Annotated in this window: 17 protein-coding genes; 9 read left to right on the top strand and 8 right to left on the bottom strand. The window is 43.6% G+C overall.

Annotation, left to right across the window (positions count from 1 at the left end):
• Positions 1-138 precede the first annotated feature (138 nt).
• On the bottom strand, positions 139-576 hold the full coding sequence (locus tag AACU33_RS25635; protein ID WP_096591905.1) for a GNAT family N-acetyltransferase: 438 nt from the start codon (positions 574-576) through the stop codon (positions 139-141).
• Positions 577-727: 151 nt separating this feature from the next.
• Between AACU33_RS25635 and AACU33_RS25630 the strand changes: the two genes are divergently transcribed.
• Positions 728-2,176, top strand: a complete 1,449-nt coding sequence (locus tag AACU33_RS25630; protein WP_096591902.1) for a RecQ family ATP-dependent DNA helicase — start codon at positions 728-730, stop codon at positions 2,174-2,176.
• A 266-nt stretch (positions 2,177-2,442) separates the two neighbouring features.
• On the opposite strand, the gene pheS is transcribed toward AACU33_RS25630, so the two are convergent.
• Complete coding sequence (pheS, locus tag AACU33_RS25625) at positions 2,443-3,435, bottom strand: phenylalanine--tRNA ligase subunit alpha (RefSeq protein WP_096591900.1); 993 nt, start codon at positions 3,433-3,435, stop codon at positions 2,443-2,445.
• A 251-nt stretch (positions 3,436-3,686) separates the two neighbouring features.
• On the opposite strand from pheS, the gene surE reads away from it, so the two are divergent.
• From surE to secA, 6 genes are all read left to right on the top strand, one after another.
• A complete protein-coding gene (gene surE / locus AACU33_RS25620; RefSeq protein WP_096591898.1) occupies positions 3,687-4,484 on the top strand; it encodes a 5'/3'-nucleotidase SurE in 798 nt (265 codons plus the stop codon).
• A gap of 294 nt (positions 4,485-4,778) precedes the next feature.
• Positions 4,779-5,675, top strand: coding sequence for an MBL fold metallo-hydrolase (locus AACU33_RS25615; protein ID WP_096591896.1), 897 nt, complete (start codon positions 4,779-4,781; stop codon positions 5,673-5,675).
• A 491-nt stretch (positions 5,676-6,166) separates the two neighbouring features.
• On the top strand, positions 6,167-7,264 hold the full coding sequence (locus tag AACU33_RS25610; protein WP_096591893.1) for a bifunctional riboflavin kinase/FAD synthetase: 1,098 nt from the start codon (positions 6,167-6,169) through the stop codon (positions 7,262-7,264).
• A gap of 166 nt (positions 7,265-7,430) precedes the next feature.
• Entirely contained in the window at positions 7,431-8,339 is a 909-nt protein-coding gene (locus AACU33_RS25605; protein WP_096591890.1) for an AAA family ATPase, read from the top strand.
• 210 nt (positions 8,340-8,549) lie between these two features.
• A complete protein-coding gene (locus AACU33_RS25600) occupies positions 8,550-9,107 on the top strand; it encodes a cytochrome C (RefSeq protein WP_096591888.1) in 558 nt (185 codons plus the stop codon).
• Between the two features lie 302 nt (positions 9,108-9,409).
• A complete protein-coding gene (secA, locus tag AACU33_RS25595; RefSeq protein ID WP_096591885.1) occupies positions 9,410-12,202 on the top strand; it encodes a preprotein translocase subunit SecA in 2,793 nt (930 codons plus the stop codon).
• Between the two features lie 77 nt (positions 12,203-12,279).
• On the opposite strand, the gene AACU33_RS25590 is transcribed toward secA, so the two are convergent.
• On the bottom strand, positions 12,280-12,501 hold the full coding sequence (locus AACU33_RS25590) for a DUF4327 family protein (RefSeq protein ID WP_096591883.1): 222 nt from the start codon (positions 12,499-12,501) through the stop codon (positions 12,280-12,282).
• A 21-nt stretch (positions 12,502-12,522) separates the two neighbouring features.
• On the bottom strand, positions 12,523-13,587 hold the full coding sequence (locus AACU33_RS25585; protein WP_339376286.1) for a hypothetical protein: 1,065 nt from the start codon (positions 13,585-13,587) through the stop codon (positions 12,523-12,525).
• Between the two features lie 504 nt (positions 13,588-14,091).
• On the opposite strand from AACU33_RS25585, the gene AACU33_RS25580 reads away from it, so the two are divergent.
• A complete protein-coding gene (locus AACU33_RS25580; protein ID WP_096591880.1) occupies positions 14,092-15,162 on the top strand; it encodes a Photosystem Q(B) protein 1 in 1,071 nt (356 codons plus the stop codon).
• 148 nt (positions 15,163-15,310) lie between these two features.
• On the opposite strand, the gene AACU33_RS25575 is transcribed toward AACU33_RS25580, so the two are convergent.
• The 4 genes from AACU33_RS25575 to AACU33_RS25560 all read right to left on the bottom strand — a co-directional run bounded on the left by AACU33_RS25575 (position 15,311) and on the right by AACU33_RS25560 (position 22,807).
• Positions 15,311-16,243, bottom strand: coding sequence for an RluA family pseudouridine synthase (locus tag AACU33_RS25575; RefSeq protein WP_096591877.1), 933 nt, complete (start codon positions 16,241-16,243; stop codon positions 15,311-15,313).
• 205 nt (positions 16,244-16,448) lie between these two features.
• Complete coding sequence (locus AACU33_RS25570; protein ID WP_096595383.1) at positions 16,449-18,887, bottom strand: acyl-CoA dehydrogenase; 2,439 nt, start codon at positions 18,885-18,887, stop codon at positions 16,449-16,451.
• A gap of 208 nt (positions 18,888-19,095) precedes the next feature.
• On the bottom strand, positions 19,096-20,277 hold the full coding sequence (locus tag AACU33_RS25565; RefSeq protein WP_096591874.1) for a thiolase family protein: 1,182 nt from the start codon (positions 20,275-20,277) through the stop codon (positions 19,096-19,098).
• Positions 20,278-20,437: 160 nt separating this feature from the next.
• Positions 20,438-22,807 carry a 3-hydroxyacyl-CoA dehydrogenase/enoyl-CoA hydratase family protein gene (locus tag AACU33_RS25560; RefSeq protein ID WP_096591872.1) on the bottom strand — a complete coding sequence of 790 codons (2,370 nt, stop codon included), beginning with the start codon at positions 22,805-22,807 and terminating at the stop codon, positions 20,438-20,440.
• Positions 22,808-22,862: 55 nt separating this feature from the next.
• Here AACU33_RS25560 and AACU33_RS25555 point away from each other — a divergent pair, with 55 nt between their 5' ends.
• Positions 22,863-23,027 (top strand): hypothetical protein, encoded by a 165-nt coding sequence (locus tag AACU33_RS25555; protein WP_339376285.1) that lies wholly within the window; start codon positions 22,863-22,865, stop codon positions 23,025-23,027.
• The last annotated feature ends 12 nt before the right edge of the window (positions 23,028-23,039 follow it).

The following is a 23,039-nucleotide window of genomic DNA, read 5'->3' as shown; positions in this document are numbered from 1 at the left end:
TTAATCGGGAATGCTAGTCCGAGCGATCTGAGAAAATTGCTCACACGGCTCCTCAGAACTATTTCGCTGAGTATTCAATCCACTGATATATCTGTCAGTTGTACAGAATCTTTACTAAATTCTATTTGATAAATAACCTTAAGTTTCAGAAGTATTGGGATGTAAACGCATCATCATTCTTTCTGGTTGTGTCAAGTTTCTAAAACCGTAGCGTCGGTATAAGCCATGAGCATCTTTTGTTCCTAACAACCACCTTTGGACATCTTGAAGTTCTGGTTCTTCCAAAATATATTGCACAAACCATTTTCCTAAACCTTGCCCTCGATAAGGCTCCACAATAAACACATCTTTCAACAAAGCAGAAGTAGCATAATCGGTAATTACCCTGGCAAAACCGACTTGCTGGTTATCTTCATAAAGTCCAAAACACAGAGAATTGTAAATTGCCTTCTCCAGTGTGGCTAATGGCATATTCTCTGCCCAATAAGAACTGCGCAGAAAATTGTGAATCATTTTGATATCGAGTTTTGATTTATCTGTGCTGATGTAAAATCTATGTTTTAATTCTTCGTTCATTGCTACCTGAATATCTTGAACATTGAGTTTAATTAGTTGATAGATAGTAATCTAATCTCCAGCGATCTCATTTTTACAAAGATGATGAAATTACTGAAACGTTAGCAGAATGAAAAAGGCTATATTCAGCAGAGATCGGGTTACATCTATTATGAATTATGAATCAAGCAGAACATCTTGGAACTCAGTCCTTGCTACCTTTAAAAAAATTTGGGGTTATGACAATTTTCGTCCACCACAGGGAGAAATCGTCAGCAGTTTATTGGCGCAAAAAGATGCACTGATTATTATGCCCACAGGTGGCGGTAAGTCGATTTGTTTTCAACTTCCCGCACTTCTACAAACAGGATTAACTTTGGTAGTCTCTCCCTTGGTAGCGTTGATGGAAAACCAAGTGCAGGAATTACGTCAATTAAACCTGAGTGCAGCACTGTTACATAGCGAACTACCTGCATCCCAACGTCGCTTGACGCTGCAAGCATTGGACAGACAAAAACTCAGATTACTGTATTTATCACCAGAAACTTTACTCAGTACCCCAGTGTGGGAAAGATTGTGCGAGCCACAATTGCAGATTAATGGCATCATTTTAGATGAAGCTCATTGTTTAGTGCAGTGGGGCGAAACATTTCGCCCAGCTTATCGCAGATTAGGGGCAGTGCGCCCAGCATTACTGAAATCAAAACCGCCAGGAACAAAAATTAGTGTTGCAGCTTTTACAGCCACAGCTGACCCTTTAGCCCAAAAAATTATTTCTACAGTTTTAGAATTACAACAACCAGATATTTATCGCCTCAATCCCTACCGTCCGAATTTGCATCTCAACGTCTGCATTGCTTGGACTCCAAGGGGTAGAAAGCAAAAATTGATCCAATTTATTAAAAATCGACCGCAACAAGCAGGATTAGTTTATGTGCGTACCAGACGAGATAGTGAGAAGTTAGCAGCAACCTTAGCAGAGATGGATTATGTTACAGCTAGTTATCACGCAGGACTGAGTGCGGAAGAACGCCGTGCTGTTGAAGCAAGCTGGCTAAGTGGAAAAATGCCATTTGTGGTTTGTACCTGTGCGTTTGGTATGGGGATAAATAAACCAGATGTGCGTTGGGTAGTTCACTTTCACGCGCCGCTGCTGCTTTCAGAATATGTGCAAGAAATTGGACGTGCGGGAAGAGATGGTAAACCAGCCGAAGCACTGACTTTGGTAAGCGAACCTACAGGTTGGTTAGATTCAGAGGATAAACAAAGACAGCAGTTTTTTGAAGAACAAATGCGATCGCAACAGCAAACAGCACAGCAACTCGTGAAAAAACTGCCGAAACAGGGAGAAGTAAGTGCAGTAGCGCGACAATTTCCCGATAGTGCGATCGCACTTTCTTTACTCCACAGCAGCGGTCAGTTAAACTGGCTTGACCCTTTCCATTACATCATCAAGCAAGGGGTGGATAAGCAACCTCTCACCCAACTACAAGCTGCCAAACAAATGAATCAATATCTTCATAACAAACAATGTCGCTGGCAGTTCTTATTAAACGCCTTTGGTTTTGACAAAGAAGCCGCTAGCTTGCATTGTGGACACTGCGATCGCTGTTGTCATTAGTCATTTGTAAATACTAGTCTCTATTTATCTTTCCTCTGTGTTCTCCCTCCGGGTTCGCAGTCACCTGCGGAGGAGCCACTGCGTTGGGCGGGTTCCCCGACTTGTAGACGCAAAGCGGCTTCCTGCAGGGTAGCAAGTGGCGTTGGAAACCCTCCCGCAGCGCTGTCTCACCCTGTCTCTGCGGTTCATTAATTTATATTAATTTTTCTACTTTTTCAGAGTCAAAAGTCAACAATCACTCTGGACTATTGACTATTGACGGTTGCCTAAAATTGCTGCAAAAACCGCAAATCGCTGGCGTACAAACGACGAATATCATCTATTTGGTGTAGAACCATCGCAAAGCGTTCCACACCGAAACCCGCAGCAAATCCGGTATAAATCTCAGGGTCATAACCCACAGATTTCAGCACATTTGGATCGACCATACCGCAACCCATAACTTCCAGCCAGCGCCCATTCCATTGCAAATCAACTTCAGCTGAAGGTTCTGTAAATGGAAAATAACTAGCACGGAAGCGAATTGGCAGATCGCCAAACATCGCTTGGAGAAACACCTTAATCGCACCCTTGAGGTCTGTAAATGTCAGTCCCTCATCAATAGCTAAAAGCTCGATTTGATGAAAAACTGCCGAATGAGTAGCATCTACATTATCTCGACGGTAAACGCGCCCTGGTGCAACCACCCGGATTGGTGGTTCCTCAGTTTCCATGTAACGGATTTGCACTGAAGATGTATGAGTACGCAGGAGATTACCATCTGGCAGGTAGAAAGTATCCTGCATATCACGGGCTGGGTGATCGGGCGGAGTATTCAGCGCCTCAAAATTGTAGTAATCTGTTTCCATCTCTGGCCCTTGAGCTACGGTGTAGCCCATGCCAACAAAGATATCCAGCGCCCGGTCAATAATGCCATTTAGAGGATGGATACGACCTTGGGGGCGATAAATTCCTGGCATGGTCACATCCAGAGTTTCAGCCTCTAACTGAGCTTGAATTTGAGCAGTTTCTAGGGTAGTGCGCTGCTTGTCTAAGCTATTTTGTAACGATTCTTTAACAGTATTGGCGATCGCCCCAATTTTTGGGCGTTCCTCTGCACTCATTTGCCCCATACTTCGCAACAGTGCCCCAAGTTGCCCTTTTTTACCCAGATAATTGACTCTGAGTTCTTCCAGGCGTTCCAAGGTATCAGCGGCTGCGATCGCTTTTTCTCCTTCCTGCCGTAGTGCTAAAAGTTGAGCCTCTAAATTGCTAGTCATTAGTTATTAGTCATTTGTCATTTGTCATTGGTCATTATTTCTAGAACTGAGAACATAATTACCAGTGACCTTAGTAATATGACCTTAACAGGTCAAAGGCAAGGATCAAAACCAAACCTCTGTTTACCAGTTTAGAGGTGATTAGGTGTGTGAGAATGTTTTTTTGCCTAATGCTTGTGACACCAGACATTGACAAATGTCTAATATCAAATAACTAATGACTAATGACCAATGACTAATAACCAATAACGATGAAATTACTCATTAGCAATGATGACGGAGTTTCTGCCTTGGGTATTCGTACCTTAGCCAACAGCTTGGCAGAGGCAGGTCATGATGTAACTGTAGTTTGCCCAGATCGAGAGCGATCGGCAACTGGACATGGATTAACTTTACACCAACCAATTCGTGCGGAAATTGTCGAGTCCATTTTTCATCCCGCAGTCAAAGCTTGGGCGTGCGATGGCACCCCCTCAGACTGTGTGAAATTAGCACTTTGGGCTTTGTTAGAGTCACCTCCTGACTTGGTACTCTCTGGCATTAATCAAGGAGCTAATTTAGGGACGGAAATTCTCTATTCCGGAACTGTGTCTGCTGCTATGGAAGGTATAATTGAAGGTCTTCCTAGCGTTGCCCTCAGCCTTGCCAGTCATACATCTAAAGACTTTCAAGTTGCTGCTCGCTTTGCCCAAATTCTAGTCGCACAACTGGCAGCAAAACCCCTGCCTGAGTTAATGTTGCTCAATGTGAATATTCCCCCAGTAGCCTGGGAAGAAATTGCTGGAGTCACAATCACTCGTCAGGGAGTGCGGCGCTACGTTGATGTTTTTGACAAGCGAATCGATCCTCGTGGTAAAACCTACTACTGGTTAACTGGTGAAGTTCTTGAAGACATAGAACCTCCAGAAGGCTTGAAATTACCTCAAAACATACCCATTGACGTGCATGTTATCCGTAAAAACTACATTAGTATAACGCCATTACAATACAACCTCACTTATGCAACTGGAATTAATCAATTGTCAGAGTGGGAATTTAAATTTCCGTAAAAACTTTGTTACCTAAAGAAAACTTTGAAACTCTGGAGGTAGTTAAATCCATTATTGCCAAATTTAAGCTATAAAGTAGAAACGCTCTCGATCTCACTGCTAAACTTAAGCCCAAACAACTTAAGGCTTGTGCTTAGTAATCTCTCACTCAGGTTTACAAAACTAGCCTTAAAAAGTGTATGCTGTTTTACCAAGAAATTCTCCGCTACCAAAATGGTAAGACCGTATAAACTTAACAAAAATAAGTAGCAATTTGTTTTATTGATCGCCCGCTCAGTCCAGCAAGCAACACCCATGTCTAGGTTAGATAACCAATTTACCGTGCAATTTTGGGGCGTTCGCGGCAGCATCCCCAGTCCAGGGCCACACACCGTGCGTTATGGCGGTAATACCCCTTGCATTGCCATGCAAGTAGGCGGAAAACGCTTAATTTTCGATGGTGGAACCGGACTACATGTTTTGGGGCAATCTCTATTGCACCAAATGCCGATAGAAGGTCATATATTTTTCACCCACTCCCACTGGGACCATATGCAGGGATTTCCGTTCTTTGCTCCAGGGTTTATCCAGGGGAACAGTTTTAAGATCTACGGCGCAATTGCTCCTGATGGTTCCACAATTGAACAGCGCCTCAATGACCAAATGCTTCACCCTAATTTTCCTGTGCCTTTGCAAATTATGCAGGCAAATTTGAATTTTTGTGACATTACTGCGGGGCAAGCAATACACATCAATGACATTATCGTAGAAACAGCGCCACTCAATCATCCAGGTGAAGCTATAGGATATCGAGTCAACTGGCGTGATGGTGCTGCTGCTTATATTACCGACACAGAACATTTTCCCGATCGCTTGGATGAAAATGTCCTGTGGCTAGCTCGTAACGCTGATATCCTCATCTACGATTCTACGTATACAGATGACGAGTACAGTTCTCGAACATCGCCTAGAATTGGTTGGGGACATTCTACTTGGCAAGAAGCTGTGAAGGTGGCTAAAGCTGCTAAAGTCAAGACTTTGGTAATTTTTCACCATGACCCCGCACACAACGATGATTTTTTGGATGATATAGGTAAACAAGTAGTTGAGCAATTTCCAAACGCAATCATGGCTAGGGAAGGAATGGTGCTCAATATTCCTGTTTCTGTTTCTTTATCAGAATCTTGCCCAGTAAGCAACTTTTCTGTGTAAAGCTAGCTGTCGCACCGATGGTAGATTTTAGATTAGATTAGCGATCAAAAGCTCTCAGCGGGAGAGTTACTTTGGCTAAACTGCGAAAACCGAAGAATTCTTGTGCGGGTTCACCAGAGAAGCATAAATGCCCTCAGACTATCTCTGTTAGGGCTGAAAGGGTAAAATACTCGCCATAACCCAAAATTTACAGCTAGAGCCTTTTTGGCTTTGGTGTGGGGTTCTCTGGACTCAGCAAAAAGCGGTTAAACTGACAGCACAAGCCACTTACGCTTGCGACTTCCCGCCAGATATGCTTTCGCTACTAGCCAAAGGAGTTAGTGTAAACACATCGGCTGATGGCACAAAATGTCAAAGTAAGCAGCCCAAAGGCTCCGGTTTTACAATCAGTAGAGTCGCGTGCCATTCCTAAAGTGTGTACTTCTGTTGGCAGTTACCCATAGGGTAGCTTGTGGCTGATAGCTAAATAAACCTAAAATCCCAGAATCCACGTGCTAAATTTGTCTCAAAATGGGTGTTCTGTGTGGGTTGCTTCTGCGACCGAAGAGCTACTAACGCCAACTGCTGTTGCTCTTGGCAAATTTGATGGCGTGCATCTTGGTCATCGAAGAGTTATCCAACCAGTTTTGCAGCGGGCAAAAAGACAAGTCCCAGAGACTGGGTTGGACGAGCAAAAGTTGGTCGCAGATGAAAGAAATTTAGTAGAACTCTCACCAACACAAGAACATATTTACTCAACTGTTGTCACTTTTCATCCCCATCCACAGGAGTTTTTTTCGGGACAACCCCGTGCGTTACTAACTCCACTTGATGAGAAAGTTGAACAATTGCGATCGCTGGGGATAGAACAGCTGGTACTATTGCCCTTTGATAAAGAATTATCTGCTTTATCTCCGGAAGATTTCGTAGAAAAGATTCTCATACAAAAACTGCGATGTCAGCAACTTAGTGTGGGGCAAGATTTTTGTTTTGGCAAACAGCGCACTGGTACAGCCAAGGATTTACAATTACTCGCCGCTAAGTATGATATCCCTGTAACAATTGTTGCCTTAGAAACTTATGCAGGTAGCGATAAATTGCCAGAAGACACTAATTGTCTCAGCATTCCTCCAACTCAAGAGCCGCCAATTAGCACTTCACTAATTCGCCACACCCTAGAAAATGGGGATATCAAAAGCGCCAATCTTCTCCTAGGACGTCATTACACTCTTTTTGGTGTTGTGATTCAAGGTAAACAACTTGGTAGAACTATTGGCTTTCCTACAGCTAACCTCCAACTACCAAAAGATAAGTTTTTGCCGCGCCTAGGTGTTTATGCTGTTCGCGTTTCCATTCTCGATGAAACACCAGATGCGGTTCATCCCCAATTAGGAGTAATGAATATCGGGAATCGTCCCACAGTCGATGGTACGGATACATCTGTGGAAGTTCATTTGTTCGATTGGTCGGGAGATTTGTATGGTAAAAAGCTGGCTGTGCAGATAGTACAATTTCTCCGCCCCGAACAAAAATTTGCTTCTCTCGAAGCTCTAAAAACGCAAATTCAACTTGATTGCACTGTCGCTAAAGAAGTTTTACTCTCTGAGTGATGAGTTGTGAACGCTGATTGGGAAAACTAAAGGGGACTAGGGACAAGGAAGCAGGGAGGCAGGGAGCAAGGGGAAAGAAATGCTTAAACTTTGACCCTTGACTATTGACTCTGGACTCTTGCCTCATGCCCTATGCCTAATCCCCAATTCCCCAATTATGTGGTGCATGAGAGAAAAAATTGACGCTCTAACACAAAACCTGTCTCGTACCATCGTTGGTAAAACAGATGCAATACGTTTGGTGCTAGTCGCTCTTTTAGGGGGCGGTCATGCTTTGCTAGAAGATGTCCCTGGTGTTGGTAAAACTCTCCTAGCTAAATCCTTGGCTCGTTCAGTTGATGGTAAGTTTCAACGGCTACAATGTACCCCTGACTTACTGCCTACTGATATCACTGGCACCAACATTTGGAACCCAAAAAGCGGCGAATTTAGCTTTCTTCCTGGCCCCATATTTGCTAATGTGCTGCTAGCTGACGAAATCAACCGCGCTACACCTCGTACTCAGTCAGCTTTGCTAGAAGTGATGGAAGAACATCAAGTCACAGTTGATGGTGTCTCGCGTGCTGTTCCTACACCGTTCTTTGTGATTGCTACCCAGAACCCAATAGAGTATCAAGGTACTTTTCCTTTACCAGAAGCGCAGATGGATCGGTTTATGCTGTCTTTGAGTTTGGGCTATCCTTCCGAGACAGAAGAACTGCAAATGTTGCAAAATCTGGCAGATAATATCAAAGTTGATGATTTACAGGCTTGCATTACCTTGGCAGAAGTAGCTCAATTGCGCCAATTCTGCTCTCAGGTAAGAGTGGAAACTTCTTTACAACAGTACATTTTAGAATTGGTAAGGGCTACAAGACAGGATGAGGAAATTTCTCTTGGTGTCAGTCCTCGCGGTACGGTGGCGTTACAAAAAGCTACTCAAGCACTAGCTTTTATTTTAGGGCGTGATTATGCCATTCCCGATGACGTGAAATTTCTTGCGCCTCACGTTCTTTGCCATCGCCTGATTGCTAGGGGAGGCCGTAGCGCGAGAAGTGTTGTCGAGCGATTATTGCGATCGCTTCCCATTCCCTAAGTATACGACGCCGCAAAATTTGTGAGAATTGAATTTTTGTAGGTTGGGGAGCCACTCATATGAGAGGGTTCCCCAATCTCCGTATTTAAACTTGAGTTTGATTAACTGCCAAAGTTTACCGAATTTTCTCTCTCTTACAGGAAGAACATATGCAAAAATTTGAGCGTCGGTAATATCAGTGCTACAGCTAAGAATTTGGGAATGTGAGGAATGTCAAATCTTGTCAAGCGGAAATCACGCCCTAAAAGCGATCGCCTAATTAAACGCCAACCTTTCGGTTTACTGTTGATTGTATTGGTGTGGAGTCTTGCTATGGGTTGGCTTTTAGCCCTAGCTAGCAACGTTCAAGGTGCTACTCCTAACTCGGAAATTGGCACTGTTGATGTAGTGCCTGCCCAATATAAACTGGGGCAAGAATTGTATTTAGAAAACTGTGCAACTTGTCATATAGCTTTACCGCCAGCTGTTTTACCCACCCAAACCTGGAAAAATCTCTTAGAAGACTCGCAGCACTACGGCGTACAGCTACAGCCTTTAGTCGATCCGCCACGCATCTTAGTTTGGAAGTATCTCCAAACTTTCTCGCGTCCCCAACGAAAAGACGAAGAAACAGCTTATCGCTTGAATAACTCACGTTATTTCAAAGCTTTGCATCCCAAAGTTAAGCTACCACGCCCCGTTCAAATTAGTAGCTGTGTTAGCTGTCATCCTAGCGCTGGAGAGTACAATTTCCGCCGCCTGAGTCCAGAAATGGAGAACTCACCATGAGCACATAAGACAAAACAGAGGATACAATAACTAATCTCTGGATGGGGGAAATCGCTACTTGAGCATGGTCGGCGTTCTCTGCCTCAGCTGGGGGTGAAATGATACTATGAATAAAGTCCAAACATAAGATATGAAATAAAACCAATCATTTAGTAAACTGATTGGCCAGCCTTTTTGCTGTTTGTGAGTTAATACTCATTTCATACCCATCAACAACCAAAAGGGCTGGGTTGGGTTAAATTTTTATAATCTATGCCGAAACTTTAATTCCCATCCCCCTTTATTTAGTGCCATAACCTGCCATGCTAAAAAACTTGTTGGGCGATCCCAACGCTCGTAAACTTAAAAAATACCAACCTTACATTACGGAAATTAACCTCTTAGAGGAAGAAATTAAAGCCCTTTCCGATGATGAATTGAAAGGCAAAACAGGAGAATTTAAACAGCGGCTTGCCAAAGGGGAAACCCTAGATGATATCCTGCCGGAAGCTTTTGCGGTAGTTCGGGAAGCAGGTAGGCGAGTCTTAGGCTTGCGGCACTTTGATGTACAGTTGTTGGGCGGTATTATTCTACACACTGGGCAAATCGCGGAAATGAAGACTGGGGAAGGTAAAACCCTAGTGGCGACATTGCCGAGTTATCTCAATGCTCTGACAGGTAAAGGTGTCCACGTTGTGACTGTGAACGATTACCTGGCTCGTCGGGACGCGGAGTGGATGGGACAGGTGCATCGCTTCCTAGGTTTGAGTGTGGGGCTAATTCAGGCGAGCATGATTCCCAGCGAGCGCCAGAAAAATTACGACTGTGATATTACTTATGTCACAAACAGTGAAGTAGGTTTTGATTACCTGCGGGATAATATGGCCACATCAATGGCAGATGTGGTGCAACGCCCTTTCAATTATTGTGTTATCGACGAAGTAGACTCGATTTTAATTGATGAGGCACGCACACCATTAATTATTTCTGGACAGGTAGAAAGACCTACAGAAAAATATTTACAAGCTGCGGAAATTGCCTTCACTTTGAAAAAAGATGAGCATTACGAGGTAGATGAAAAAGCTCGTAACGTGCTGTTGACAGATGAAGGCTTTGCAGAAGCAGAACAGCTTTTAGGTGTAACAGATTTATTTGACCCAGAAGATCCGTGGGCACACTTTGTATTTAATGCGATTAAAGCCAAAGAACTTTTCCTCAAGGACGTAAACTACATTGTCCGTAACGGGGAAGTGGTAATCGTAGATGAATTTACTGGGCGGGTGCTTCCGGGAAGGCGCTGGAGTGATGGATTGCACCAAGCAATTGAAGCCAAAGAACACGTAGAAATTCAGCCAGAAACTCAAACTCTAGCAACAATTACCTATCAAAACTTGTTCTTGCTCTATCCCAAACTGGGTGGGATGACCGGAACGGCAAAGACAGAAGAAGCAGAGTTTGAAAAAATTTACAAACTTGAAGTTACAATCATTCCTACTAACCGGATCAGAAGACGCCAAGACTTGTCTGACATGGTGTTTAAGACAGAACCGGGCAAATGGCGAGCGATCGCGCGAGAATGTGGAGAAATGCACGAACTTGGCAGGCCTGTGCTAGTAGGCACCACAAGTGTGGAAAAATCGGAGTATTTGAGCGAACTGCTCAAAGAAATGGAAATTCCCCACGAGTTGCTCAACGCCCGCCCAGAAAACGTGGAACGGGAAGCAGAAATTGTGGCTCAGGCTGGGCGCAGAGGTGCTGTAACTATCGCCACAAACATGGCTGGTAGAGGTACTGACATTATCCTTGGTGGTAACTCCGAATACATGGCCCGTCTGAAGCTGCGCGAATATTTTATGCCTCGGATTGTCCAACCAGAAGATGAGGATAGCTTTGGTATCCAAAGAGCTGCTGGTTTGCCAAGTGGAAGTGGTAGCGGTCAAGGATTTGTTCCTGGTAAAAAAGTCAAAACTTGGAAAGCTTCGCCAGAAATTTTCCCCACTCAGTTGAGCAAACAAACAGAGCAACAATTAAAAGAAGCAGTGGAATTGGCGGTGCGTGAGTATGGCGATCGCAGCTTACCAGAATTAGAAGCAGAAGAAAAAGTAGCTGTCGCTGCTGAAAAAGCCCCCATTGATGACCCTGTAATTCAAAAATTACGGGCAGCTTATAACCAAATCAAGCAAGAATACGAGCAATTCACGACCCGCGAACACGAAGAAGTAGTAGAATTAGGCGGTTTGCACGTAATCGGTACAGAACGTCACGAATCGCGACGCATTGACAACCAGTTGCGGGGACGCGCTGGTAGACAAGGCGACCCTGGTTCCACGAGATTCTTCCTGAGTTTAGAAGATAACTTACTACGGATATTCGGTGGCGATCGCGTTGCTGGCTTAATGAATGCTTTCAACGTTGAAGAAGATATGCCCATCGAATCGGGGATGCTTACCCGCAGTTTGGAAGGCGCACAGAAAAAAGTCGAAACTTACTACTACGACATCCGGAAGCAGGTGTTTGAATACGACGAGGTGATGAACAATCAACGTCGTGCCATCTACGCCGAACGCCGTCGGGTACTAGAAGGTCAAGATCTGAAAGAACAGGTAATCACCTACGCCGAAAAAACGATGAGCGAAATTGTTGACTACTACATCAACCCTGACTTGCCCTCGGAAGAGTGGGAGTTAGAAAAGTTGGTGGAAAAAGTCAAAGAATTTGTTTATCTGTTGGGAGACTTACAGCCAAATCAATTAGAAGATATGGCTGTAGCCGAAATTAAAGCTTTTCTCCACGAACAGGTAAGAATTGCCTACGACATTAAAGAAGCCCAAATCGATCAAATTCAGCCTGGATTAATGCGGCAAGCTGAACGCTTCTTTATTTTGCAACGGATTGATACTCTGTGGCGAGAACACCTACAACAAATGGATGCCTTACGCGAATCGGTAGGATTGCGTGGTTACGGACAAAAAGACCCGCTGATTGAGTACAAGAGCGAAGGTTATGAACTCTTCTTGGATATGATGGTCAACATCCGCCGAGATGTGGTTTACTCCTTGTTCATGTTCCAGCCTCAGCCTCAGCCAGTAGTACAGACTTCATCAGAAATGGTGTAAGTAGCTTAAGAGAATATTTCACGAAAAAACGCAAAGCGCGAAGAGTGGCTTTGCGTTTTTGTTTACTGTGAACTTTTTTAGTCTTCATTCCATCGTTCATTTGCTAACAAGTCAATGATTTTATCGCGTAATAAAAACTCATTTTTTTCTAATTCCAACTCTACACAAACCCAATCACGACCAGGAATAAACTTACATAATGCATAAATTGGCTCGTTGCGTTGAATTACTCCTTTGTTCACTAGCTGACGGGCTTCTTCTTTAAGAACTTCTAGGTCATATTTCACACTAGTTTGCATACAATCACCCCACAAAAATTATCATTTAGAAATTCGCCATGCAGTTTGCAAACCCATCTTTCCAGCTTTTGTAAAAATCCAACAGCCGCGTTGAAATGAATCTTGACCAGCTTCACATTTAGGTTTGACTCCGATTAACTTTTCTATTTCTTCACTTGTTAGCAACCAGTTAGAAGATTGGGCACGTTCTAATACATCCATGTACCACAATGGATTTGGCGTTTGCAAGCGCGAACTTAATATGCTCTCCAGCTTACTTAAAGATTGGGATATTTCAACTAATATTTCATCAAGCCGTTTGTTATTGGAGTTATCAGATTTAACAATTGATGAAGTTTCTAATACTTGTTTATCCTTTAACTCACTTGCTGGCGATGTTGGAGAATTTGTTAGAGACTCAGCAATTGTATTAGCTGCTTTCTGTAAATGCTGATTGCTTAAAGTATTGTATTCGGTTGGAGTTGCAACAACAGAATTGGCTCTGGAATTGAGATGACTATAGTTGTTATTTAAGCCAGATGATAATTCTCCTAGTTGCGAATCTTCTTGAAGTTGCTCGTTGTTTGTAGGATATTTAATTTTCGGTTTTTGCTCAAGCTTGGGTTTGAGAATATCTGCTTGTTGCGCCAATTTTCTACTTATTTGTGTAGCCAAATTACTTAAGTAAATAGCAGTACTATTTGCACCGCGTGTCGCCATTTGCTTTGCAACTTGCCTTAAAAGATGAACAAAACGCGAGTCAACTAAATCTTTATTCGCTGCTAAAACTTCACCTTCCTTGCCATTGGGACAGTCTAATAATGTTTGAATTAAGTTTAAATAAGGTTGGATTGTGTCTTCATGATGTTGGGCATTTCCAGCTTGCATCAATACATGATTTAATTGCTCTACCCAATAGTATAAAAACTTTGCTACATCCAAGTTTCCATCACTAGCTATTTGTTGAGCAACTTGTTCCATTACTTGCACAAATTCTGTGTTTACAAGTTCTTCATGCTGGTGCAACAAATTCCACTCCTCTCCATCGGGACAGGTGAGAAGTGCTTGAATTAAATCTAGATAAGCAGAGAGGCGTTTTTCCTTCATTTTAGCGATGCCTCCAAATTGAACAATTAGCAAGCAATTGATAGCAACTGTAATCCGGCTATACTTTACAATTAGCAGAAGAATTTGAGGAACTTGTGAGCAATTCACTCTCAATTTTCATCGGTAAAGCCTTCAATTCTATTTACATTGCGTAACATATTTTGATTATTTGATAATGACTTACTCATCTTTGAGCCAAATGATAAGTAAGAAATTTTACTAATATCGATAAAAAAGTTTAAAACTTCTGATTGAAAGTTTGGGAAGAAGTGTGAGTGACTATCTCTGTCTGCCGCTAACTTTCATAGATATTAAATGTTTTCCTCACAACTTTCTCATATTTCTTGTCTATAACAATAAATGTGGAATGATGAGGATTGTTGATAAAAATGCGGAATTATCGACTGTAAAGTCAATAACAACCCAAAGATTACATCAAAGATAAATTTCCGCCTAAATTGCTTCATCTAGCTTTAAAAAATTTGTCCATCGGAGGTATTACTCATGAGTACTGTCATTCAACCTCGTCGTGGATTAAATATTGCTCAAGTATGGGATAGCTTTTGCCAATGGGTAACAAGCACTGAAAATCGCTTGTATATTGGATGGTTTGGTGTATTAATGATTCCCACGCTGTTAGCAGCTAGCATTTGTTTCGTTATCGCCTTTATTGCTGCACCAAGCGTAGATATGGATGGCATTAGAGAACCTGTAATTGGTTCTATTATGGGTGGTAATAACATCATTACCGCTGCTGTCGTACCAACTTCTGCGGCAATTGGGCTGCATTTGTACCCAATTTGGGAAGCTGCTTCTGTTGATGAATGGCTTTACAATGGCGGGCCATATCAACTAATTGTGCTGCACTTTCTGATTGGAATTTGGTGTTACCTAGGAAGGCTTTGGGAACTCAGCGTTAATTTAGGTCTACGTCCTTGGCTGGCTGTGGCGTTTAGCGCACCTGTAGCAGCAGCAACAGCTGTGTTGCTAGTTTATCCTATTGGTCAAGGTAGCTTTTCTGATGGTCTACCGTTAGGAATAGCTGGTACGTTTCACTTTATGTTGGCATTCCAAGGCGATCACAATATCTTGATGCATCCTTTTCATATGTTAGGAGTTGCTGGGATATTTGGTGGCGCACTATTGAGTTCATTGCATGGTTCTTTGGTGACATCAACTCTTTTTAGGAAAACTCAGGAGGATGAAACACCGAGTGCAGGTTATCAATTTGGTCAATCTTATGTGACTTACCACTATCAAGCAGGACATAGCGGTTTCTTGGGACGCTTGTTAATTCCTTGGTTTGCTAGTAGAAATCACCGCGCTTTTCACGTTCTGCTAGCAGCATTACCAACAGTGGGTGTTTGGTTTGCGGCTGTGGGTGTGGGTACAATGGCCTTCAACGTCAATGGATTAAACTTCAATCACTCGATTTTAGATAGCAGTGGTGAAGTGCTGAGAACAGACGCCGATATAGTAAATCGGGCGAATTTGGGAATTCAAGCAATGCACGCGCCTAATGTTCACCATTTCCCAATGGTTATATCTGCTGGTGAATCAATACCAGTAAGTTAGGAAACAGTTGTTTTCTAGATTTTTGAAAGTTAAAAGAGTACACGGAGTAAGGGCACGGCACTGCCGTGCCCCTAACAGCGACTATATAATTTTGTATTGCATCCAACTGAGAACGGCTATAGAGATACGATCGCAATATCAATACTTGCTAAGAAATAGCAGAACGTCGGCGCAGCACTTCTAGCAGTGTCAGAAAAGTTTGGGGAGGGGGTGCTGTAACTTCAATAAGATTTCCGAATAGAGGATGCTGCAATTGGAGTCGCCAAGCGTGCAATGCTTGACCAGGCAAATTTACACCAATGGAACGACCAGAACCATAAACAGGATCGCCAACAATGGGATGACCAATTTTGGCACTGTGGACGCGAATTTGATGGGTGCGTCCAGTTTCGAGTTGGAAGTGAATTAATGTGTAATTTCCTAAACGTTCCAGTACTCGCCAATGAGTCACAGCATGACGTCCGCCTTGTTCTATAGGAACGACTGCCATTTTTTTGCGGTCTTGGCGGTGGCGACCGATGGGTAAATCTATCACGCCACTTTCAGCTTTTGGCGCGCCGTAAACTACACCTAAGTATTCTCGGCGTGCGGTTTTGGCTTGCAGTTGTGCTTGCAGGTGTTGATAGGCCAAATCTGTTTTGGCAATAGCGATCGCTCCGGTTGTATCCTTATCTAATCGATGGACAATTCCCGGACGCTGCACTCCGCCAATTCCGGGGAGGTTGGGACAGTGTGCTAATAAGGCATTCACTAATGTACCATCGGGATGACCGGGTGCAGGATGGACAACTAAACCTGCGGGTTTATTGAGAATAAGTAGCTGATCATCTTCATAGAGGATATCTAAAGCAATATCTTCTGCTACTAGTTCTAGAGGTTGGGCTTCTGGTATTTCTAGAGTAATGCGATCGCCTGCTTTGACATTGATTTTTTTGGATGTGCAGACGCGATCGTTAAGTTGCACCTTTCCCTGTTCGATTAACTGTTGGATACGGGAACGGGATAAATCTGGTAATTCTTGCGAAAGGTAGCGATCGAGGCGTTCGCTATTTTCTTGGACTTGTAAATTAAATTCGGTCACAGTTTGTCTGGATTAATTCTCCTATCTCGAAGTGCTGCTATTTAAGTTGGTGCTAGTTAATTTTAACAAAGGGGGTATCTTGGGTCAGAATCAGCAAAAAAAGAACCACAGATAACACAGATCGATAAATATCAGTGTTATCTATGATTCGATATCCAAAACCACCTCGAAGCCTGCAAAATCTCTAAAATCTCTATAAATAGGTTTATCCTACAGTTTGAGCTACTACTTTATCTGCAAAGCTGGAACTTCCTTGCATGTACTCCTCTAAAGTAAATGAATCTACTTGAATTGCATCATTACGAGCAAACTCTGCTTCACAGATTAGTTCAACATCTTTCTCTGTAATTACTCCAGCTTTGAGGGCTGTGGAAATTAAATCGTCAGGTTTTTGCTGTGGTAGTTTCCCTGCATGGATGGCGTTTTTGATGGTTTTAAAGAGTGGTTCGGCTTGGGATAACAACATGAAAGCTCGTTCTAAGCGTCCCAATGCTTCATCACTGCTGCTAGGAATATGAATACCTGCGGTAATGCGATCGCGTATTTGTCCGGGAGTTTGTAATTTACGCGCAACTTCGCTACCCAGTTTATCGGTAGGTAGAGAACCGATGGGATTGAGTCGCCACCACCAAGCCAATAAGTTACCTAAAACTGGCACAGGCGAGTTTTCGAGAATTCCCTGAAAAGCTTCTTGCATCTGCGCAAAAGCATATTGCATCGCCCAATGAACAAAAGCTAAGTCTTCAGATTTTCGCCCTTCGGCTTCAAAGCGTCGTAGGGTTGCAGTTGCTAAATACATCCAAGTGAGAATATCTGCAAACCTTCCTGTGAGTTTCTCCCGCCGCTTCAGGGTTCCACCAAAGGAGAACATAGCAATATCAGTTAGTAAGGCAAAGGTAGCAGATGCCCAGTCTAATTTGCGGTAGTATTTGGCTGTTGCACCTGAAACTGGAGAAAGCGCTAAATAACCACGGGTAATATTTAGCAGCAAGGCACGGAAAGCATTACGCACCGTCAACCCTAGATGATGCCAGAAAGCGCGATCGAAAGCCGGAACATCTGATTGATTGAGTGCTGTAATTTCCTGATAAACATAAGGATGACAGCGAATCGCTCCTTGTCCAAAAATCATCAAGGTACGGGTGAGAATATTTGCACCTTCGACGGTGATAGAAATTGGTGTGGCTGTATAAATATTTGCCAATAAATTTCTGGGGCCGCGACAAATTCCCGCACCGCCCATAATGTCCATACCGTCGTTAATGATTTTGCGGGAGATTTCGGTCAAACTGTATTTGGCGATCGCAGAAACTACCGCAGGTTGTTCTCCCTTATCTACCGCACCGCAAGTATAAGTTCGCGCAGCCTCCATTAAGTAAGTTAGACCGCCAATTCTTGCTAGAGGTTCTTCTACACCTTCAAAACGACCTATCGATAAACCAAATTGTTGCCGTACAACAGCATGAGCGCTGGTAACTCTCGCTACTAACTTTGCTACGCCCGTACAACTAGCCGGGAAGCTAATTCCCCTACCTGCGGCTAGACTTTGCATCAACATCTTCCAGCCATTACCAGCCTGTCCCACACCGCCGATAATTTGGCCAATGGAAATGATAACGTTATGTCCTTCCGTGGGTGAATTATAGAAAGGCACACCCATTGGATCGTGCCGTCTACCCATGATTACGCCAGGTGTATCTGTAGGAATTAAAACGCAAGTAATGCCAACTTCTTTACCTTTACCTAAGTAATTTTCCGGGTCGCGTAATTTGAAAGCTAATCCTAAAAGAGTTGCGATCGCAGCTAAGGTAATATATCGTTTTTTCCAATTCAACCGCAGGTAAAGCTTGCCATCCTCGCCTCTAAACACTGTTCCTTCAGATTTGATGCTAGCTGCATCTGACCCAGCAGTGGGTTCTGTCAGTGCAAAACAAGGAATTTCTTCACCGCGTGCAAGGCGCGGTAGGTAATAATCTTTCTGTTCCTGTGTACCATAGCGGAGTAATAATTTTGCTGGGCCTAATGAGTTGGTTACGCCAACAGTAGCGACATGGGTAAAAGAACGAGATGCTAACTTTGTCATCACATTGCTATAGGCGAAGTTAGAAAATCCCAAACCGCCATATTCTTGAGGAATCATCATCCCCAAAAAGCGTTCTTGTTTGAGATAGTCCCAAACTTCCGGCGGTAAATCCTTGCGGCGGTAAATTTCCCAATCACTCACCATCCGACAAACTTGTTCGACGGGGCCATCGAGAAACGCTTGCAGTTCTGGTGTGACTAGAGGATATGGTTCTTGATTAATTCTTTGAAAGTTTGGTCTACCAGAGAAGAATTCACCATCTATCCAAACATTACCGGCTTCAATGGCTGCGCGTTCGGTATCAGAGATTTTTGGTAATAAATTAAAAGCTTTAATGGCTTTGATTAAGGGTGAGGTGAGAATTGTTTGCCGCAGAATTGGGATATTTAATATTAGAGCGATCGCGCTAAAAATTCCCCAAATCCAAATAGGCGCATGAACAGTTACCAGTAATACGGCGAAATAAAGCGACCAAACCCATAATGGAACGCCGATGTAACCAAGCAATAGTAATAAGAAAATTAGCGTTGAAACTATTATGGTTGGATGAATAAGGTTCATTATGTTTTCACCCATGTGAATAAAGGTTTTAAAATCTCCGCAGAGGCGCAAAGGTAAGGCAGTGCGTTGGGCGGGTTTCCCGACTTGAAGCAACTGCCGTTGCAAAGAAGAACGCAAGAGTAAAAACTTTCTGGAAGTATTCTTCCTTCGTGTCCTTTGCGTCCTACCCTGCGGGAAGTCGCTTTGCGTCTATGCGGTTCGTTCTGCCTTAAATCATCAAATTCTCAAACACCGCCGCTGCGCCCATTCCACCACCTACACACATCGTCACCAAACCATAACGGACGCTACGCCGTTTCATTTCGTGGAAGAGAGTAGCTGTGAGTTTCGCACCAGTACAACCGAGAGGATGACCAAGGGCGATCGCACCACCGTTGACGTTAACGATTTCCTCGTTGAGTCCGAGTTTGCGAATGACAGCTAAACTTTGAGCAGCAAAAGCCTCGTTGAGTTCGATTAAGCCTATATCGTTTAGAGTCAAACCAACTTGTTTTAAGACTTTCGGTACTGCTTCTACCGGGCCGATACCCATAACTTCCGGGGCGACACCTGCAACTGCATAGCCTAACATCTTACCCATTGGACGGACATCAAGCATATGCATCATGCGATCGCTCATTACCACTGTCGCAGCTGCACCGTCTGACATTTGCGATGAGTTACCCGCAGTTACAGCACCACCCATCCGAAATACAGGTTGCAATTTCATCAAGGCTTCCATACTGGTATCAGCACGCGGCCCTTCATCCACTGTCAAAACTTTTTCTATCGGTCGCGGAGTCCCATCAACATAGAGTACTTCCTGTACTGTCAGCGGTACAGTTTCCTCTGCAAACCGACCTTGTCTAATCGCAACTAAAGCCTTTTCATGGGAACGCAGCGCAAAAGCATCCTGTTCTTGGCGGGAGATTTCGTAATGCTGCATGACGTTTTCGGCTGTAATCCCCATCGTGCAGTAAACCTTGGGCGTATCGATCATCATTGCTGGGTTGGGAGCCAAATAATGTCCGCCCATCGGAATCAAACTCATCGATTCTGCACCACCTGCAACAATGACTTCCGCGTGTCCTGCCATAATTGCTTGAGTTGCGATCGCAATACTTTGCAGCCCCGAAGCACAGAAGCGATTCACAGTCATACCTGCCACAGAATCAGGTAAACCTGCACGTTGGGCAATTAACCGCCCGATATTGAATCCCTGTTCTGCTTCTGGAAAAGCACAACCCATAATTACATCATCAATGTATACAGGTTCTAAGTCTTTAACTTTTTCAATTGCGGCTTTAACTACAACTGCACCCATATCATCAGGACGCATATTATGTAGCGTACCTCGTGGCGCTTTTCCTACAGGTGTGCGAACGCTACTCACTATATAGGCATCTTTCATAAATAACTCCCACCTATTGAAAAATAAGGCAAAAGAGAAAATTCTCTTTCTTCTCTTCCTTCGCGTTCTTTGCGCCTTCGTGGTTCGTTCCGAATTTTTTTAACGAACCACGAAGGACACGAAGGGCACAAAGGTAAGAGGGTTTAAAAGGGTTTGTACGTTAGTTTCTAAGAGGCTTTTTGGTTTTCAAAGTATGAGCAAACCGTTCCTGAGTTTTCGGTTGCAGTAATAGTGGTAAAAAGGACTCTCTTTCCAATTTCGATAAATAGTCCTCATTAACCAACGCAGGCGTAGTTAGTTCCCCACCAGTCATGACATACGCCAAGCGGCTAGCTAAATAATGGTCATACTCAGAAATAAAACCTCCCTGCTGCATCACATAGGCGGCGTGTTCTAACATTGCCCGCCCTGTACGCCCTAGCACCATGATGGCGTTACGTTCTGGTGGGGGCATATAACCTATTTTGTCTAGACACAGCACTTCCTCTTTCGCTACAGACAAAATTCGGTCGGAATTCATCACTATCTTGGTTGTGGGTGAGAGGAAGCCCAATTCTTGCCCTTCATAGGCACTATTAGAAACTTTAGCCATGCCAATCGTTTCAAACACTTTCCTGAGGAAGGGTTGAATATCTTGGGGTGACTCGCTTGCGGCTTTGTCAGCAGCCCAAGTCACCATGCGCATAATTCCGCCAGCACCAGGAATCAAACCTACACTGAGTTCTACCAGTCCGATGTAAGTTTCTGCGGCGGCGACTACATGGGGACAAGCTAAGACTAATTCACAACCTCCACCTAACACTCGCCCGATAATTGCAGCAACAATTGGTTTGGGGAAATATTTAATGCGTTGCAGTAAGGCTTGGAACTTGACGATTAAATCGGCAATGCCTTTACCGTTATCGGTCTGTGCCAACATGGCCATTTCTGCCAAATTCGCACCGCCAGAGAAGTTTGCACTTTCGTTACCAATGACCAATCCTCGGTAATCGCTGTTTTCGATAATATCTAATACCGCAGCTAATCCTTCTACGACTTTTAAAGTCAGGGTATGGCCTTTGGAATGAAACTCATACAAAACTACTCCATCGCCTATATCCAACAAAGAAGCTTCTGAGTTTTGCCACAAGATATTTTTGGCATCTTCTTTGATAGCTGGTATGAGAATTTCATCGGTTGGGGCTTTTGGTTGTTCGCTAATACAAACAGCACAAGCATCAACTACTTTGTGTTCAGCCCAAGATAGTCGGTCTTTTTGATAGAAACTATGCACGCCATTATCACGCATCTTTTCTACCCACTCTGGCACGGTGATATCAGTAGCTTTCATGTCTGCTACTACAGTTTCAAAGCCAAGCACATCCCAAATTTCAAAGGGGCCGAGTTCCCAGCCGAAACCCCAACGAATTGCCCGGTCAATATCTGCGGGTCTGTCGGCAATTTCGGGAATACGACGGGCGCTGTAACCTAAGATTTCTAAGGTTGATTTGCGGAAGAAGGCTCCTGCCCGACCAGGATCGTGATAGAGTTTGCGCAGGCGATCGCCTAGATCGCTAATTTTCCCAATTGCCTCAATATCCCCTAAATCCAGTGGTTTAGCTGCTTCATAAGCCAGCGTCGTGGGATTAATCGAGAGAATTTCTTTACCTTGCTTTTTGTAAAATCCTTGCCCTGTTTTTGATCCTAACGTTCCCGTTTCTACGAGTTTCTTCATTAAAAGCGGTACTCGTAAAACTTCGCGGCTTTCATCGTGGGGAATAGCTGGGTAAAGGTTGTGTGCTACATACATCAATGTATCTAGCCCTACCACATCAGCAGTACGGAATGTAGCTGATTTTGGTCGTCCGGCAATTACTCCCGTTAAGGTATCAATTTCTTCAATTGTGTAACCTTGTTCAGTTACACCCTTTATCCCCAGCATGGTTGCATACATACCGATGCGGTTGGCAATAAAGTTTGGTGTGTCTTTGGCTACTACTACACCTTTACCCAGGTGTATTCTGCCAAACCATTGCATTCTTTCCAGGATGTGCTGGTCAGTATCAGGTGTAGGAATTAACTCTAATAATTTTAGATAGCGTGGCGGATTAAAAAAGTGAGTACCTAAAAACCGCTTCCGAAAAGATTCAGAACGCCCTTGAGCAATTTGATTGATGGGCAAGCCACTAGTATTAGTAGAGACTACAGCATCATCACGAATTGTACTTTCGATTCGCGCCATCAAATCGTGTTTAATAGCGAGATTTTCCACGACAACTTCGATTACCCAATCAACATTAGCAATGCGGTGGAAATGATCGTCAAAATTACCCAAAATGATGCGACGGGCTGTTTTTTCTGTAAATAAAATTGGTGGAGATTGCTTGAGCGCTTTTTTAAATGCTGTTTCCACGACATCATTTTTATTATTGCCTTTAGCCGCAATATCCAATAATTGAACTGTTAGTCCAGCATTAGCTAGGTGTGCGGCGATTTGAGTTCCCATCACCCCCGCACCTAATACTGCGGCTGTTCGGAACGGTTTAAACATATATCACCCTTCCTTTTTCGAGTTTAGATTTTGGATTAAATAATCGACTGCTTGTATGATGAAATTTATCGAACCGCCAAGTCGAGGCAGTGCGTTGGGCGGCTTTGCCGACTTGAAGCAACTGCCGTGCCAAGAGCGCCAAGAGAAGAAAGAAGTTTATGAATCAAGGGCTGCTATCAGTGAATTTTATCGGCGTTTATCAGCGTTTATCGGCGGTTAATTTTTTCGCCTT

Origin of the sequence: Calothrix sp. NIES-2098 (assembly GCF_963875125.1) — a bacterium.
GTDB lineage: Bacteria > Cyanobacteriota > Cyanobacteriia > Cyanobacteriales > Nostocaceae > Aulosira.
Note: the sequence above shows the minus strand (reverse complement) of the source record. Positions and strands in the feature narration are given on the sequence as shown.